General features: G+C 58.6%; 16 protein-coding genes. 10 read left to right on the forward strand and 6 right to left on the reverse strand.

The annotated features are described in order from the left end of the window. The first annotated feature begins 21 nt into the window (after window positions 1–21). From folE to F8N80_RS28875, 5 genes are all read left to right on the forward strand, one after another. Entirely contained in the window at window positions 22–582 is a 561-nt protein-coding gene (folE, locus tag F8N80_RS28855) for a GTP cyclohydrolase I FolE (RefSeq protein ID WP_150747639.1), read from the forward strand. A 2-nt stretch (window positions 583–584) separates the two neighbouring features. After that, window positions 585–965 carry a dihydroneopterin triphosphate 2'-epimerase gene (gene folX, locus F8N80_RS28860; protein WP_150747638.1) on the forward strand — a complete coding sequence of 127 codons (381 nt, stop codon included), beginning with the start codon at window positions 585–587 and terminating at the stop codon, window positions 963–965. A gap of 92 nt (window positions 966–1,057) precedes the next feature. Continuing rightward, complete coding sequence (locus F8N80_RS28865; RefSeq protein ID WP_150747637.1) at window positions 1,058–1,354, forward strand: DUF1244 domain-containing protein; 297 nt, start codon at window positions 1,058–1,060, stop codon at window positions 1,352–1,354. Beyond that, window positions 1,347–1,685: a HopJ type III effector protein gene (locus F8N80_RS28870; RefSeq protein WP_150747636.1), complete on the forward strand. Its 339-nt coding sequence runs from the start codon at window positions 1,347–1,349 to the stop codon at window positions 1,683–1,685. Before F8N80_RS28865 ends, F8N80_RS28870 begins: the two co-directional genes overlap by 8 nt. Before the next feature lie 117 nt (window positions 1,686–1,802). After that, complete coding sequence (locus tag F8N80_RS28875; RefSeq protein ID WP_150747635.1) at window positions 1,803–3,053, forward strand: 2-aminoadipate transaminase; 1,251 nt, start codon at window positions 1,803–1,805, stop codon at window positions 3,051–3,053. 188 nt (window positions 3,054–3,241) lie between these two features. Here F8N80_RS28875 and trxB read toward each other — a convergent pair whose 3' ends face one another. Beyond that, window positions 3,242–4,198, reverse strand: coding sequence for a thioredoxin-disulfide reductase (gene trxB, locus F8N80_RS28885; RefSeq protein ID WP_150747634.1), 957 nt, complete (start codon window positions 4,196–4,198; stop codon window positions 3,242–3,244). Between the two features lie 315 nt (window positions 4,199–4,513). On the opposite strand from trxB, the gene cysZ reads away from it, so the two are divergent. Then, on the forward strand, window positions 4,514–5,266 hold the full coding sequence (gene cysZ, locus F8N80_RS28895; protein WP_150747632.1) for a sulfate transporter CysZ: 753 nt from the start codon (window positions 4,514–4,516) through the stop codon (window positions 5,264–5,266). Window positions 5,267–5,306: 40 nt separating this feature from the next. After that, window positions 5,307–6,506: a glycosyltransferase family 4 protein gene (locus tag F8N80_RS28900; protein ID WP_150785231.1), complete on the forward strand. Its 1,200-nt coding sequence runs from the start codon at window positions 5,307–5,309 to the stop codon at window positions 6,504–6,506. 113 nt (window positions 6,507–6,619) lie between these two features. Here F8N80_RS28900 and F8N80_RS28905 read toward each other — a convergent pair whose 3' ends face one another. The 3 genes from F8N80_RS28905 to F8N80_RS28915 all read right to left on the reverse strand — a co-directional run bounded on the left by F8N80_RS28905 (window position 6,620) and on the right by F8N80_RS28915 (window position 9,038). Continuing rightward, on the reverse strand, window positions 6,620–7,723 hold the full coding sequence (locus F8N80_RS28905) for an NADH:flavin oxidoreductase (RefSeq protein ID WP_150785232.1): 1,104 nt from the start codon (window positions 7,721–7,723) through the stop codon (window positions 6,620–6,622). 225 nt (window positions 7,724–7,948) lie between these two features. Further along, on the reverse strand, window positions 7,949–8,431 hold the full coding sequence (locus F8N80_RS28910) for a glutathione peroxidase (RefSeq protein ID WP_150747629.1): 483 nt from the start codon (window positions 8,429–8,431) through the stop codon (window positions 7,949–7,951). A gap of 121 nt (window positions 8,432–8,552) precedes the next feature. Further along, window positions 8,553–9,038, reverse strand: a complete 486-nt coding sequence (locus F8N80_RS28915; protein WP_150785233.1) for an FKBP-type peptidyl-prolyl cis-trans isomerase — start codon at window positions 9,036–9,038, stop codon at window positions 8,553–8,555. Between F8N80_RS28915 and F8N80_RS28920 the strand changes: the two genes are divergently transcribed. From F8N80_RS28920 to F8N80_RS28930, 3 genes are read left to right on the forward strand one after another with little or no spacing between them, the layout of a single operon-like run. Next, window positions 9,007–9,345, forward strand: coding sequence for a DUF3565 domain-containing protein (locus F8N80_RS28920; protein ID WP_150747627.1), 339 nt, complete (start codon window positions 9,007–9,009; stop codon window positions 9,343–9,345). The two genes, F8N80_RS28915 and F8N80_RS28920, sit on opposite strands and share 32 nt — an antisense overlap. Before the next feature lie 60 nt (window positions 9,346–9,405). Continuing rightward, window positions 9,406–11,505, forward strand: coding sequence for a phosphate acetyltransferase (gene pta / locus F8N80_RS28925; protein WP_150785234.1), 2,100 nt, complete (start codon window positions 9,406–9,408; stop codon window positions 11,503–11,505). Further along, complete coding sequence (locus F8N80_RS28930) at window positions 11,506–12,411, forward strand: acyltransferase (protein ID WP_150785235.1); 906 nt, start codon at window positions 11,506–11,508, stop codon at window positions 12,409–12,411. Between the two features lie 105 nt (window positions 12,412–12,516). On the opposite strand, the gene F8N80_RS28935 is transcribed toward F8N80_RS28930, so the two are convergent. Next, the gene (locus F8N80_RS28935) at window positions 12,517–13,098 is read right to left on the reverse strand and encodes an NMCC_0638 family (lipo)protein (RefSeq protein ID WP_150785236.1); all 582 of its coding nucleotides are present in this window, start codon (window positions 13,096–13,098) and stop codon (window positions 12,517–12,519) included. 79 nt (window positions 13,099–13,177) lie between these two features. Next, window positions 13,178–13,849 carry a hypothetical protein gene (locus F8N80_RS28940; protein ID WP_150747623.1) on the reverse strand — a complete coding sequence of 224 codons (672 nt, stop codon included), beginning with the start codon at window positions 13,847–13,849 and terminating at the stop codon, window positions 13,178–13,180. Window positions 13,850–14,327 lie beyond the last annotated feature (478 nt).

Below are 14,327 nucleotides of genomic sequence, written 5' to 3' on the forward strand. Positions count from 1 at the left end.
GTGCCCCCGCGAGGATGTTCCATGACGTTACCCCTGTCCCAGAGCTATCGCGAGATCCTCATCGGTCTCGGTGAAAACCCCGACCGCGAAGGCCTGCGCGACACCCCGGTGCGCGCAGCCAAGGCCATGCAGTACCTCTGCCATGGCTACGAGCAGTGTGTCGAAGAGATCGTCAACGGCGCGCTGTTCGCTTCCGACAATGATGAAATGATCATCGTCGACAACATCGAGCTGTATTCGCTCTGCGAACATCACATACTGCCCTTCATCGGCAAGGCTCATGTGGCTTATATTCCAACGGGCAAGGTGCTGGGCCTGTCGAAGATTGCGCGGCTGGTGGACATGTTCGCCCGTCGCCTGCAAATCCAGGAAAACCTCACCCGGCAAATCGCCGAGGCCGTGCAGCAAGTGACCGGCGCGGCGGGCGTCGCGGTGGTCATCGAAGCCCGGCACATGTGCATGATGATGCGCGGCGTCGAGAAACAGAATTCGACCATGAACACCTCGGTGATGCTCGGGGCCTTTCGCGAATCGAGCAACACCCGCCAGGAGTTTCTGCAATTGATCGGACGGAGCAAGTAGCAATGCCACAACTTCAACCAGGAATGGCGCGCATCCGGGTCAAGGACCTGTGCCTGCGCACCTTCATCGGGATCAACGAGGATGAAATCCTCAACAAGCAGGATGTGCTGATCAACCTGACCATCCTCTATGCCGCCCAGGCAGCGGTGCGTGACAACGACATCGATCACGCGCTGAACTACCGAACCATCACCAAGGCGATCATCGCCCATGTGGAGGGCAATCGCTTCGCCCTGCTCGAACGCCTGACCCAGGAAATTCTCGACCTGGTCATGGCCAACGAGTCGGTGCTGTATGCCGAGGTCGAAGTCGACAAGCCCCACGCCCTGCGTTTCGCCGAGTCGGTATCGATTACGCTGGCGGCAGGCCGGGCTACTGCGTAGCAGCGGCAAGCTACAAGCCTCAAGCCGCAAGCTGTAAACTGACAGCCACCGCAATCCACCTTGCAGCTTGAAGCTGTCTCGCAGAGACCCCCATGACTGATCAACAACGCCTGGAACTCGAAGCCGCCGCCTTCCGCCGGCTGGTTGCCCACCTGGACAGCCGCAAGGATGTGCAGAACATCGACCTGATGAACCTCTCCGGTTTCTGCCGCAACTGCTTGTCCAAGTGGTACAAGGCCGCTGCCGACGAACGCCAGATCGAGGTGAGCCTCGATGACGCCCGCGAAGTGGTCTACGGCATGCCGTACGCTGAGTGGAAAGCCCAATACCAGCAGGAAGCCAGCACCGAACAACAAGCGGCATTCGCCAAAGGAAAACCCAATGAGTGATTTGAACACCCTGCGCGCCAGCCTCAAGAGCGGCGATCACGTTTTTGCCGACACCCTGGCCTTTATCGCCGCGGGTTACGATTATCAGCCTCAGGCGTTCAACAATGGCGGCGTGGAAAACGCCGCCGGGCAGAACGAAGGTTCGTGCAAGACCCTGGGCCTGGCACTGCTGGAAGGTCTGAGTGATGAAGAAGCGCTGTTGGCGTTTGGCGAGCATTACCGTTCGGTGGTAGCGACGCCTGAGGGCAATGACCATGGCAATATCCGCGCGTTGATTGCGCAGGGTCTGGCTGGCGTCAAGTTCACACAGCAGCCACTGACTCGCCGGTAACCGCGCAAACCACATCCCGACTTTTAAGATTGACCCGGCGACTTTATTTCGTTTGCCGGGCACTGCTGCTCACGGCTTAGATAAAAAGAAGCATCCCTTCTTCAGAGTCAGGCATCCATGAGCAGCGAAACCATCAGCCAGTCGATCAACATCGTGCACCCCGTCATGCTCAGCCACGGCAAAAACGCCGAGGTCTGGGACACCGATGGCAAACGCTACATCGACTTCGTCGGCGGCATCGGCGTACTGAACCTCGGCCATTGCCATCCGCGCATAGTCGAGGCCATTCGCGAACAAGCTACCCGGCTGACCCACTACGCGTTCAACGCCGCCCCTCATGTGCCCTACATCGAACTGATGGATCATCTCACCGCGTTCATTCCGGTGGACTACCCGGTCAGCGGCATGCTCACCAACAGCGGCGCGGAAGCGGCGGAGAACGCCCTGAAGATCGTCCGTGGTGCCACCGGCCGCACGGCAATCATTGCTTTCGATGGCGCCTTTCACGGCCGCACGCTGGCCACGCTCAACCTCAATGGCAAAGTCGCGCCTTACAAACAAAAAGTCGGCGTGTTGCCGGGTCCGGTGTATCACCTGCCCTTCCCCAGTCAGGACAACGGCGTGACCTGCGCCGAGGCCTTGAAAGCCATGGAGCGCTTGTTCAGCGTCGAAATCGACGTCGAAGACGTGGCCTGTTTCATCGTCGAACCGGTGCAGGGCGAAGCGGGCTTCCTGGCGATGGACGTGGAATTCGCCCAGGCACTGCGCCGCTTCTGTGACGAGAAAGGCATCCTGTTGATCGCCGATGAAATCCAGTCCGGCTTCGGCCGCACCGGCCAGCGTTTCGCGTTCTCGCGACTGGGCATCGAGCCGGACCTGATCCTGCTCGGTAAAAGCATCGCCGGTGGCGTGCCGCTGGGTGCGGTGGTCGGGCGCAAGTCGCTGCTCGACACCTTGCCCAAGGGCGGACTGGGCGGCACCTATTCGGGTAATCCCATCGCCTGCGCCGCGGCGTTGGCGACGCTCGACGAAATGACTGACGCGCATCTTCACGCCTGGGGTGCGCAACAGGAAGAAGCAATTGTCAGCCGCTACCAAGCCTGGAGCGCCAGCAAGCTGTCACCGTATCTGGGCCGCTTGACCGGCGTCGGGGCGATGCGCGGCATCGAGCTGATCAATGCTGATGGCACACCGGCAGCGGCACAACTGACGCAGCTGCTGGCCCTGGCTCGAGACGCCGGTTTGCTGCTGATGCCCAGCGGTAAATCGCGCCATATCATTCGCCTGCTGGCGCCACTGACCACTGAGGCTGCAGTGCTTGAAGAAGGGCTGGATATCCTTGAGGCGTGCCTGGCGAAGCTTTCCTGAAAAGCAACGGCCCAACGCAAATCCTGTGGGAGCGGGCTTGCTCGCGAAAGCGGTGTGTCATTCAGTATTGATGTCGACTGACACTACGCCTTCGCGAGCAAGCCCGCTCCCACCCTAGAGCTGTATTGGCCGTGGAATCGTGAACACAAAAAAACCGGCCGAAGCCGGTTTTTTCTACGACAGCAGAATCAAGCGTTCTGCAGATCGTCGAGGTAACGCTCGGCATCCAGTGCCGCCATGCAGCCTGCGCCGGCCGAGGTGATGGCCTGACGGTAAACGTGGTCAGCCACATCACCAGCGGCAAAGATACCTTCGAGACTGGTGGCCGTCGCGTTGCCGTCACGGCCGCCCTGCACCACCAGGTAACCGTCTTTCAACGTCAGCTGGCCTTCGAACAACGACGTGTTCGGGGTGTGGCCGATGGCGATGAACACACCGTCGACTGTCAACTCGTCGAAGCTGCCGTCGTTGTTCTTCAGGCGAGCACCGGTCACGCCCATGTTGTCGCCCAGCACTTCGTCCAGGGTCGCGTTCAGCTTCAGGACGATCTTGCCTTCGGCAACCCGGGCATTGAGCTTGTCGATCAGGATCTTCTCGGCGCGGAAGGTTTCGCGACGGTGGATCAAGGTCACAGTGCTGGCGATGTTGGCCAGGTACAGGGCTTCTTCCACAGCGGTGTTACCGCCACCCACCACGGCCACTGGCTTGTTGCGATAGAAGAAACCGTCGCAGGTCGCGCAGGCCGAAACGCCTTTGCCCATGAACGCTTCTTCCGACGGCAGACCCAGGTAACGGGCGCTGGCGCCGGTGGCTATGATCAGCGCGTCGCAGGTGTAGGTCGCGCTGTCGCCGGTCAGGGTGTACGGCTTGGCAGCGAAGTCCACGGCATTGATGTGATCGAAGACGATCTCGGTTTCAAAACGCTCGGCGTGCTCTTTCATGCGTTCCATCAGCGCCGGGCCGGTCAGGCCATGGACATCGCCCGGCCAGTTGTCGACTTCAGTGGTGGTGGTCAGTTGACCACCGGCCTGCATGCCGGTGATCAGCAAAGGCTTGAGGTTGGCACGGGCGGCATAGACCGCGGCGCTGTAACCGGCAGGGCCGGAACCGAGAATAATCACTCGCGAATGACGGACTTCAGACATGACCTGCTCCTGTTGACCGCCCTGGAATACCAGGCGCGGAACGCCGGGTTGCCGGCGGGAATAAAAAAGGACCGTTGAAAGCACTTGGGGAAGGCTTGGGCTCGACAGTCCTGGAAAAAGATTGGGTGCAGCGTATCGAGGGGGCGAAGATTAAGGAAATACGGTTTAACAATCCAGCTCATAGGCGGTCTCTATCTCATCGCGATGGATATCTGGGCGCCTTTGTTACAGTTAATGTCGATGTCGCTGCCACGCTTTCCCCTGTCAGGCAAAGCCGGTAAGGTCGGCGCGTTTCCCCTTTGCTCGGAGCACGCTATGCCCGCCCCCGTTCTGTCCGGCCCGCAATACCTGCGCGAAGGCCTCAGGCTGGTCCTCAGCCCCAGCCTGCGTTTGTTCGTATTGTTGCCGCTGGCGATCAACCTGGTGCTGTTCGTCGGATTGATCTATTTGGCCAGCCATCAATTCAGCCTGTGGGTCGATACCTTGATGCCGTCCCTGCCTGACTGGCTGAGTTTTCTCGGTTACGTCCTCTGGCCGCTGTTCGTGGTGCTGGTGGTGTTGATGGTGTTCTTCACCTTCACCATGCTCGCCAATGTCATCGCCGCGCCGTTCAATGGTTTCCTGGCGGAAAAAGTCGAAGTGGTGGTGCGCGGCACTGACGACTTCCCGGCCTTCAGTTGGGGTGAACTGGTTGCCATGGTTCCCCGCACCCTCGCCCGGGAAATGCGCAAACTGGGCTACTTCCTGCCCCGCGCCATCGGCTTGTTCATCCTCTCGTTCATCCCGGTGGTCAACATCATCGCCGCGCCGCTGTGGCTGTTGTTCGGGGTGTGGATGATGGCGATCCAGTACATCGACTACCCGGCGGATAACCACAAGCTGGGCTGGAACGAGATGCTCGCCTGGCTGCGGCAGAAACGTTGGCAGAGCATGGGCTTTGGCGGCAGTGTTTATCTGGTGCTGCTGATTCCGGTGGTCAACGTTCTGATGATGCCTGCTGCCGTGGCGGGGGCGACGCTGTTCTGGGTCCGTGAGCGCGGTGCGGAAAACCTGGTGGTCCAGCGCTGAACGGGTCATAAATCCATCATCAAACCGCCACAATGACGACATGACCCCAGCCGACACTGGGGTCATGACGACAGCTCTGCATATCACCCTGATCACCGAAACTTTTCCTCCCGAAATCAACGGCGTGGCCAACACCCTCGGTCGATTGTGCGACGGCCTGCGCGCGCGCGGGCATCAGGTGGAACTGGTGCGGCCACGACAGGTTTGCGACCAGCAAATGGGCAGCGACGATGAGTTGCTGTTGTGTCGCGGCTGGCCGCTGCCGGGTTATCCCGGTTTGCAATGGGGTCAATCATCGATGCACAAGTTGCTGCGACGCTGGAAACGCCAGCGGCCGGACGTGCTGTACATCGCCACTGAAGGGCCGTTGGGACTGTCCGCATTGCGCGCGGCGCGGCGCCTGGGGATCTGCGTGGTCAGCGGTTTTCACACCAATTTCCAGCAATACACCCGCCAGTACGGGCTGAGCTTGCTGACGCGTTTGCTGACCCACTACCTGCGCTGGTTTCACAATCGTTCGACCCTGACGCTGGTGCCGAGCATCAGCCAGCGCCTGGAGCTGGAACGCCGGCATTTCGAGCGGGTGGCGTTGTTGTCGCGAGGCGTCGACAGCCAGTTGTTCCATCCCACCAAGCGGCTGCCAGCCTTACGTGACCAATGGGGATTGGCCGAGCGCGATATCGCGGTCATCCATGTCGGTCGCCTGGCACCCGAGAAGAATCTGGGGCTGCTCAAACGCTGTTACGAGACATTGAAGGCAAGTTACCCACAGAAGAATCTGAAATTGATTGTGATCGGTGACGGTCCGCAGCGAGCTGCACTCGAAAAGGAACTGCCGGAGGCGATCTTCTGCGGTACACAACGCGGCGAAGCCTTGGCCAGTCACTATGCGTCAGGGGATGTTTTTCTGTTTCCGAGCATGACCGAAACGTTTGGCAACGTGGTGCTCGAGGCATTGGCCTCGGGGCTCGGAGTGGTGGCTTATGATCAGGCTGCGGCGGCCCAGCATATTCGCCATGGCTACAACGGCGTGCTGGCGATGCCGGGGGATGAGGACGCATTTTGCGATGCGGCGGCTTGGTTGTTGGAGGAGCGAGAAACCCTGCGCTGCGTTCGGTTAAATGCGCGCCAGCATGCGAGTCGCCAGGGCTGGGCGGCGATTATCGAGCAGTTTGAGGGGCAATTGCGCGGGGCTTGTTCGCAGGAGCAAGCCCTGCCTGATGTGGCGTTGTTGCCTTAAAAGCTTCGCGGGCAAGCCTCGCTCCTACGGATTGGTGTCGATTACCCTGTTTCAGTACGACACAAATCCGTAGGAGCGAGGCTTGCCCGCGAAGAGGCCCTTCCAGGCGCCGCTTAAACCAAGGTCATCAACGCCTCACGACTGAACGGCAAAATGTCCTCTTCACGCCCATCACGCACCTTCTGCGCCCAGTCCGGATCCACCAGCAGCGCACGCCCTACCGCCACCAGATCGAATTCATCGTTGTTCAACCGCTCCAGCAGTTTTTCCAGGCTGGCCGGCTGGGCGATCTTGTCGGTGTTGACCATGAACTGCAGGAACTCGCCGTCCAGGCCGACACTACCGACCGTGATGGTCGGCTTGCCGGTGAGCTTGCGCGTCCAGCCTGCCAGGTTCAGTTCGGAACCGTCGAATTCCGGCTCCCAGAAACGGCGCGTCGAGCAATGGAAAATGTCCACGCCAGCCTCGGACAACGGCTTGAGGAACTCGCCCAAGGCTTCTGGGGTTTGCACCAGACGCGCGGTGTAATCCTGCTGCTTCCACTGGGAGAAACGGAAGATGATCGGGAACCCTTCACCGACCGCAGCACGCACCGCCTGAATCAGTTCGATGGCGAAACGCGAACGGTTGGCCAGGCTACCGCCGTATTCGTCGGTGCGCTGGTTGCTGCCTTCCCAGAAAAACTGATCCACCAGATAGCCGTGGGCACCGTGGATTTCCACGCCATCCATGCCGATGCTCCGGGCATCTTTGGCCGCCTGGGCGAACGCAGCGATCACGTCCTGGATGTCCTGTCGGGTCATGCCGTGTACCACGACCTGCCCCTCCTTGAGTTTTTCCGACGGGCCGTAACCCGGCACGCCGGCATCCGGTTCGGTGCCGATACGGCGCACGCTGCCGACATGCCACAGCTGAGGCACGATCTTGCCGCCTTCGGCGTGGACCGCGTCGACCACTTTCTTCCAGCCGGCCAAGGCTGCTTCACCGTAGAAGTGCGGCACGTTGGGGTAGCCGTTGGACGCCTTGTGCCCGACGGTGGTGCCTTCGGTGATGATCAGCCCGACGCCGGCGGCGGCGCGGCGACGGTAGTACTCGGTCACTTTGGCATTGGGCACGCCGCCCGGCGAAAACGAGCGGGTCATCGGGGCCATGACGACGCGGGTCGGCAGTTCGAGGGTGCCGAGGTGGAACGGTTTGAACAGGGCTTTGACGGGCATGGGGGGCGCTCCACGAAAACGGTATCGACGAGATGAGGTTTTATGACGACGATAATATGCGGAGCGACAAGTGATGCACAGCACTATTGATTGCAGTGATTAAGGTTCAAAAGGCAGAAGACATTGTAGGCGCGAGGCTTGCCCGCGTAGGCGCCAAGTCAGTCAGTTATGATGTCGACTGACTTGACGCCTTCGCGGGCAAGCCTCGCTCCTGCAGAGGGGATGTCAGCCCAGGGCTTTTTCGATCGCCTGGACGACAGATGGATCATTCGGCGCCGTACGCGGCGAGAATCGCGCGAGCACGCGTCCATCCTTGCCCAGCAGGAATTTTTCGAAGTTCCAGGTGATGTCACCCGGGAACTCGGCGCCCTCGCCCGCCAGCAGACGGTACAACTGATGGCGCTCATGCCCGTTGACTTCCAGCTTCCTGGACAACGGAAAGGTCACGCCATAGTTGAGTTCGCAAAATGCCTGGATTTCTTGCTCGGTGCCCGGTTCCTGGCCGGCAAACTGGTTGCACGGCAAGCCCAGTACACTGAAGCCTTTGCCTTTGTATTGCTGGTAGAGGTTTTCCAGCGCCGCGTATTGTGGGGTCAAGCCACATTTGGAGGCGACGTTGACCACCAGCACGACTTGCCCCTTGAAGGGCGTCAGAGGAAGCTCCTGTCCATCCAGGCCTGTCAGTTTAAGGTCGTGAAAAGCACTCATGACGAACTCCAAATTTCCCGTGTTCTTCTCGAAACAGCCACTTGGCGGTGTCAGGGACAGCCGCGGACTAAAAAGGCGCCCTCGGGCGCCTCTCCATCTCTCGAAAGCTTAGCGCAGAAAATCAGTGATGATGGCCACCTTCGCCATGGACGTGCCCATGGGCGATTTCTTCCTGGCTGGCTTCACGGATGTCGATGATCTTGACCTGGAAATTCAGGCGCTGACCGGCCAACGGGTGGTTGCCGTCGACGGTGACATCGTCGCCGTCCAGATCGCGAATGGTGACGATCTGCATCTGGCCGTCCGGAGCGGAAGCGTGGAACTGCATGCCCACTTCCAGTTCGTCGACGCCTTCGAACATGCTGCGGCTCAGGGTGCTGACCAGTTCGGCAGCGTACTCGCCGTAGGCATCTTCAGGTTCTACGGCGACTGTCAGTTCGTCACCGACTGCCTTGCCGTCCAGTGCCTTTTCCAGGCCCGGAATGATGTTGCCTGCGCCTTGCAGGTAGACCAGCGGCGCGCCGCCGGTGGAGCTGTCGATGACCTCACCGGCGTCGTTGGTCAGGGTATAGTCGATGGAGACAGCCTTATTGGCGGCGATCAGCATGGGGCGAGACCTTTTGCATAAGAATATTGAAAGACCCAGTTTAGCGAAGCAATCGTCCGAAAGCGAACACAACCCGGACAGACGGGCCGCAACGAAAGGCTCGACGGTGACAGGCTTTCATCAGGACGAAGACGGCCACTGGGTAGCCGAGCTTTCCTGCGGTCACACTCAGCACCTGCGCCATCAGCCACCGTGGCAGTCCCGGGCCTGGGTGCTGAACCCATTGCTGCGCAATGAAAAAATAGGCCAGCCCTTTGCTTGCGGTTGGTGTGCACAAGGCTCGGTTAGCGATAACCTTGGCGACTGAAATTCGGTAGAAGGCCAGTCATAGGTCGTCACCATTGCCATGCACCCCCAGAGAATCCGCATGCAGACTTTTTTTATCGCACCCACCGATTTTGGTGTGGGTCTGACCTCCATCAGCCTCGGGCTGGTGCGTACCCTTGAGCGGGCCGGCCTCAAGGTCGGCTTTTTCAAACCGATTGCCCAGCCCCATCCGGGTGATACCGGGCCTGAACGCTCCACCGAACTGGTGGCCCGCACCCACGGCTTGAAGCCGCCGAAGCCATTGGGCCTGGCCCATGTCGAGCGCATGCTCGGCGACGGCCAGCTCGACGAGCTGCTCGAAGAAATCATCACCCTTTATCAGCAAGCCGCCATCGGCAAGGACGTGCTGATCGTCGAAGGCATGGTCCCGACCCGTAGCGCCAGTTATGCCGCGCGGGTCAATCTGCACTTGGCCAAAAGCCTCGATGCCGACGTGATCCTGGTCTCGGCCCCGGAAAACGAAGTGCTGGCGGAACTGTCCGGCCGTGTGGAACTGCAGGCGCAATTGTTCGGCGGGCCGAAAGACCCGAAAGTCCTCGGCGTGATCCTCAACAAGGTCAAGACCGACGAAAGCATGGAGGCCTTCGCCTCGCGCATGAAGGAGCACTCGCCCTTGCTGCGCAGCGGCGATTTCAAATTGCTCGGCTGCATTCCGTTCCAGCCGGAACTGAACGCGCCGCGCACCCGCGACGTCGCCGACCTGATGGGCGCGCAGATTCTCAATGCCGGCGATTACGAAACCCGGCGCATGACCAAAATCATCATCTGCGCCCGCACCATGCGCAACACCGTGGAGCTGCTCAAACCCGGCGTGCTGGTGGTGACCCCCGGCGATCGCGACGACATCATCCTCGCCGTCAGCCTCGCAGCCATGAATGGTGTGCCCCTGGCCGGCCTGCTGCTGACCAGCGACACCCTGCCCGACCCGCGCATCATGGACCTCTGTCGCGGCGCGTTGCAGGCCGGCCTGCCGGTGTTGTCAGTGAGCACCGGGTCCTACGACACCGCCAATCAGCTGAACGGCCTGAACAAGGAAATCCCGATCGACGACCGCGAACGTGCGGAGATCATCACTGATTTCGTCGCCAGCCATCTGGACGCCAACTGGCTGCACCAGCGCTGCGGCACGCCACGGGAAATGCGCCTGTCGCCGGCGGTGTTCCGCTATCAACTGATCCAGCGCGCCCAGGCCGCCAACAAGCGCATCGTCCTGCCCGAAGGCAGCGAGCCATTGACCGTGCAGGCCGCGGCGATCTGTCAGGCCCGTGGCATTGCCCGCTGCGTATTGCTGGCCAAACCCGCGGACGTGGAAGCCGTGGCCCGTGCCCAAGGCATCGAGCTGCCGCCGGGGCTGGAGATTCTCGACCCGGACCTGATCCGCGAGCGTTACGTCGAGCCGATGGTTGCGCTGCGCAAGACCAAAAGCCTCAACGCGCCAATGGCCGAGCAACAACTGGAAGACACCGTGGTGATCGGCACCATGATGCTGGCGCTGGATGAAGTCGACGGCCTGGTGTCCGGGGTCATTCACTCCACCGCCAATACCATCCGCCCGGCGCTGCAGCTGATCAAGACCGCGCCGGGCTGCACCCTGGTGTCGTCGGTGTTTTTCATGCTGTTTCCGGAAGAGGTGCTGGTCTACGGCGACTGCGTGATGAACCCGCACCCGAGCGCCAGCGAACTGGCCGAGATCGCGCTGCAAAGCGCGGATTCGGCCGCTGCGGTCGGCATCACTCCGCGCGTGGCGATGATCAGCTACTCCAGCGGTGAGTCGGCCAGCGGCGAAGAAGTCGAGAAGGTGCGCGAGGCCACATTGCTCGCCCATGAACAACAACACTCGCTGCTGATCGACGGTCCGTTGCAATACGACGCCGCCGCCAACGAAACCGTGGCCAAGCAGCTGGCACCGAACAGCCAGGTGGCCGGTCGCGCCACGGTGTTCGTGTTCCCCGACCTCAATACCGGCAACACCACCCACAAGGCCGTGCAGCGCAGTGCCGACTGCGTCAGCCTCGGGCCGATGCTGCAAGGCCTGCGCAAACCGGTGAACGACCTGCCCCGCGGCGCGCAGGTCGATGACATCGTCTACACCATCGCGTTGACCGCGATTCAAGCGGCCAACCGACCTGTGGATCTTTAAATGCTGGATTTCCTGCCTGCCGCCGTTCGCGGCGTGATTGCATCGTTGTTGCTGGCGCTGAATACCATTTTGCTGTGCTCGTTCCTGTTCTGCGTGGCGATCTTCAAGGTATTGCCCTTCGCCTTCACCCAACGCTTCACGCGCTGGCTGATGAGCCATACCCATGAAGCCTGGATCAGCAACAACAAAGCCTGGATGGACCTGGTCTGCCGCACCCGCTGGCACCTCAGCGGCCTCGAAAGCCTGGACTATCGGCACTCGTACCTGATCACCAGCAACCACCAGAGCTGGGTCGACATCATGGTGCTGCAATACGTGCTCAACCGTCGCATCCAGCCGCTGAAGTTTTTTCTCAAGCAGGAGTTGATCTGGGTGCCGGTGATTGGCCTGGCCTGGTGGACCCTGGGCTTTCCGTTCATGAAGCGCTACTCCAAGGCCTACCTGGAAAAGCACCCGGAGAAGAAAGGCAAAGACCTGGAGACCACGCGCAAGACCTGTGCGAAGTTCCGCCATGATTCGGTGGGGATTTTCAATTTCGTCGAAGGCACGCGCTTTACCGAAGGCAAGCATGCGCAGCAGAAATCACCGTTCAAGTATCTGCTCAAGGCCAAGGCCGGTGGCATTGCGTTTGTGTTGGATGCTATGGGTGAGCAGCTGGAGTCGATCGTCAACGTGACGATTCACTACCCGGGCGGGCGTCCGGGGTATTGGGACTTGCTGTGCGGGAACGTGAAGGATGTGGTGGTGCATTTTCAGGAGCTGAAGATTCCGCCGGAGTTTATCGGCAAGAATTATGAGCAGGATGGGGAGTATCGATTGCAGTTTCAGGGGTGGATCAATCAGTTGTGGCTGGATAAGGATGCGTTGTTGGAGCAGATGCATCGGGAGTATCCGGTTCGGAAGTGAGAGAGGGTGAAATTCGCTCCTTCAGACTTGAAGGAGTGATACAGCTCAGCTCATGCTGACTGCAACCTCTTACCTCCGACAACATTCCATTTCACGCCTACTCGGCTATTTGTTTATGTCCTGCAGAAGCTCGGGTGAATGTCGTAGTGTGACGACCGCTGCGGAACCGAGCACTTGAATTTGTGCGTAATCGGCTGAGGCTGTCGTGAGAGTAAACATCATTCCACGCTTCGCATTTGGAGCTGACCATTCGTATGAAATAGTTTGAGTCTGCCCATTCACGATGGTTTGTGTTGTTTCATTCTTTAATAGTTTCACCTTAATCGGAAATGGCGCGCTCGCGGCCATTGAAGTAAACATTTTTATCGCCGCCACAGCGTCTGCCTTTCGGACATAAACTGCGCAGAAACTCTTCCCACTCAGCAAGGCAAGTACGACTGTTGCGTATTTGTCTGGAACAGGCCAAGCATCCCCGGATTTACCTGCCAGAAACAGTTCTGCCTTTTTAGGCGGAAGCTTTGGCATAGGCTTCAGCGTTTCTCTCAGCTCCTCGAGCTTGAAAAGATTTTTGAGGCAAAGCGACGAATAAATCTTGAAGAATGAGGCAGCTTGATCCTCACCTTCGCTGGCCATGCAAATATTTGAAGCCAGAGCGAGCAGAAGCGTGGCGATAACTAATTTTTGCATGAGAAGCTCCCAGCGAATCGGCAGAACACTACAGTTTTGATTGTTAGTAACACACGAAACAGTTAATCATTGCCGCTACCTATCTAGCACCTGAACGCATTTCCGGAAGTACCGCTAAAAACACCCATGAAGCCGAAAACGCCCCCTCGGCACGGTGCATGATAAGAGCTAGATAAAGAGTGTACGCTCGAGCCATATAGGGTTTTTCGCGAAAAAAACTCCTACACTCTGGGGTCACCAGTGAATATGTTAGCCCTCCATCGTTCTTTATTTTCTCCATTACTTCCTGAGCGGCTATTCGACGTCGCTCTACTGGAAGACGGCTCAATACCTCATTTTCTTTTATAATCGCTGTCGTTTCATAAACAGCAGGACAACCATCGTCAAACGATTCTACGCTTGGTTTGTATTTCTCGAAAAATTCGTCGACATCTTTGAGTACCATACCTGTACTTATCATCTGCAGATTGATCGCAGCAGCCTCCTGCACCATACATTCCCGAGTGTATTCCGTGCATGGCTGAAGTGCTCTCATGTCGTATACAATGTCTTGCTGAGGTCTCAGGCTCACAGCCCTGACATAAAGATTATCCGCTCCTGAAGGAGTGACACTCCAATCTCCAACAACTTCAATACCACCAAAACGCCTCATCACCTGATGTGCACTTCCAGCTTCAAAAGCAAGCCAACAAGCCGCAAAGACGACCAGGAGAAAACAGCCAATAATAAAAAAATCGTGCACTTTATCCAAGCCTTGATCATGCATGAACCCCGCAAATGTCGGACAGATGGTTCTCTGCGTATGGCGCTGAAACAATTAGATCACTAGCGACCGACCACATGTAACCACCCACACTTCCCAAATTTTCGTAGGCCCTATCTGTTGTTTCTTTTTATTTGTAAGACCGTCTGACACAAGGGCTTCCTAAAGGAATTTTCCTACAACTTATTAATTTTCGGACTACTTCGATATGGAAAATATTGGCTTTGGGATTAGAGGCGCTGTAAGTATGAGTTGGATTTTTTGTTTGGATTTACCGGCCTCTTCGCTGGCAAGCCAGCTCCTATGTATGGACTCGCCCCCACTGTCTACCCGCTTTCAAAAAAAACTGCCGCCCCGTTGCATCTATGTATTAGGCCTATTCGAGGAAGCCGTCATCGGCTTCTGGCCAAAATTGGAAGAGCTCGTGGCATGCCGATTACAGTCAGGCCTCGAAGGCCAGTAGGAG

This window comes from Pseudomonas fluorescens (assembly GCF_902497995.1).
In the GTDB taxonomy this organism is placed as follows: Bacteria; Pseudomonadota; Gammaproteobacteria; order Pseudomonadales; family Pseudomonadaceae; genus Aquipseudomonas; species Aquipseudomonas fluorescens_BK.

Coding starts and splice junctions, on each gene's coding strand:
- folX (WP_150747638.1), top strand. CDS start 585: ATGCCACAACTTCAACCAGGAATGGCGCGCATCCGGGTCAAGGACCTG.
- F8N80_RS28865 (WP_150747637.1), top strand. CDS start 1,058: ATGACTGATCAACAACGCCTGGAACTCGAAGCCGCCGCCTTCCGCCGG.
- F8N80_RS28935 (WP_150785236.1), bottom strand. CDS start 13,098: ATGCAAAAATTAGTTATCGCCACGCTTCTGCTCGCTCTGGCTTCAAAT.
- pta (WP_150785234.1), top strand. CDS start 9,406: ATGCAGACTTTTTTTATCGCACCCACCGATTTTGGTGTGGGTCTGACC.
- F8N80_RS28875 (WP_150747635.1), top strand. CDS start 1,803: ATGAGCAGCGAAACCATCAGCCAGTCGATCAACATCGTGCACCCCGTC.
- F8N80_RS28920 (WP_150747627.1), top strand. CDS start 9,007: ATGGAGACAGCCTTATTGGCGGCGATCAGCATGGGGCGAGACCTTTTG.
- F8N80_RS28915 (WP_150785233.1), bottom strand. CDS start 9,038: ATGCTGATCGCCGCCAATAAGGCTGTCTCCATCGACTATACCCTGACC.
- cysZ (WP_150747632.1), top strand. CDS start 4,514: ATGCCCGCCCCCGTTCTGTCCGGCCCGCAATACCTGCGCGAAGGCCTC.
- F8N80_RS28900 (WP_150785231.1), top strand. CDS start 5,307: ATGACCCCAGCCGACACTGGGGTCATGACGACAGCTCTGCATATCACC.
- F8N80_RS28930 (WP_150785235.1), top strand. CDS start 11,506: ATGCTGGATTTCCTGCCTGCCGCCGTTCGCGGCGTGATTGCATCGTTG.
- F8N80_RS28870 (WP_150747636.1), top strand. CDS start 1,347: ATGAGTGATTTGAACACCCTGCGCGCCAGCCTCAAGAGCGGCGATCAC.
- F8N80_RS28905 (WP_150785232.1), bottom strand. CDS start 7,723: ATGCCCGTCAAAGCCCTGTTCAAACCGTTCCACCTCGGCACCCTCGAA.
- trxB (WP_150747634.1), bottom strand. CDS start 4,198: ATGTCTGAAGTCCGTCATTCGCGAGTGATTATTCTCGGTTCCGGCCCT.
- F8N80_RS28910 (WP_150747629.1), bottom strand. CDS start 8,431: ATGAGTGCTTTTCACGACCTTAAACTGACAGGCCTGGATGGACAGGAG.
- folE (WP_150747639.1), top strand. CDS start 22: ATGACGTTACCCCTGTCCCAGAGCTATCGCGAGATCCTCATCGGTCTC.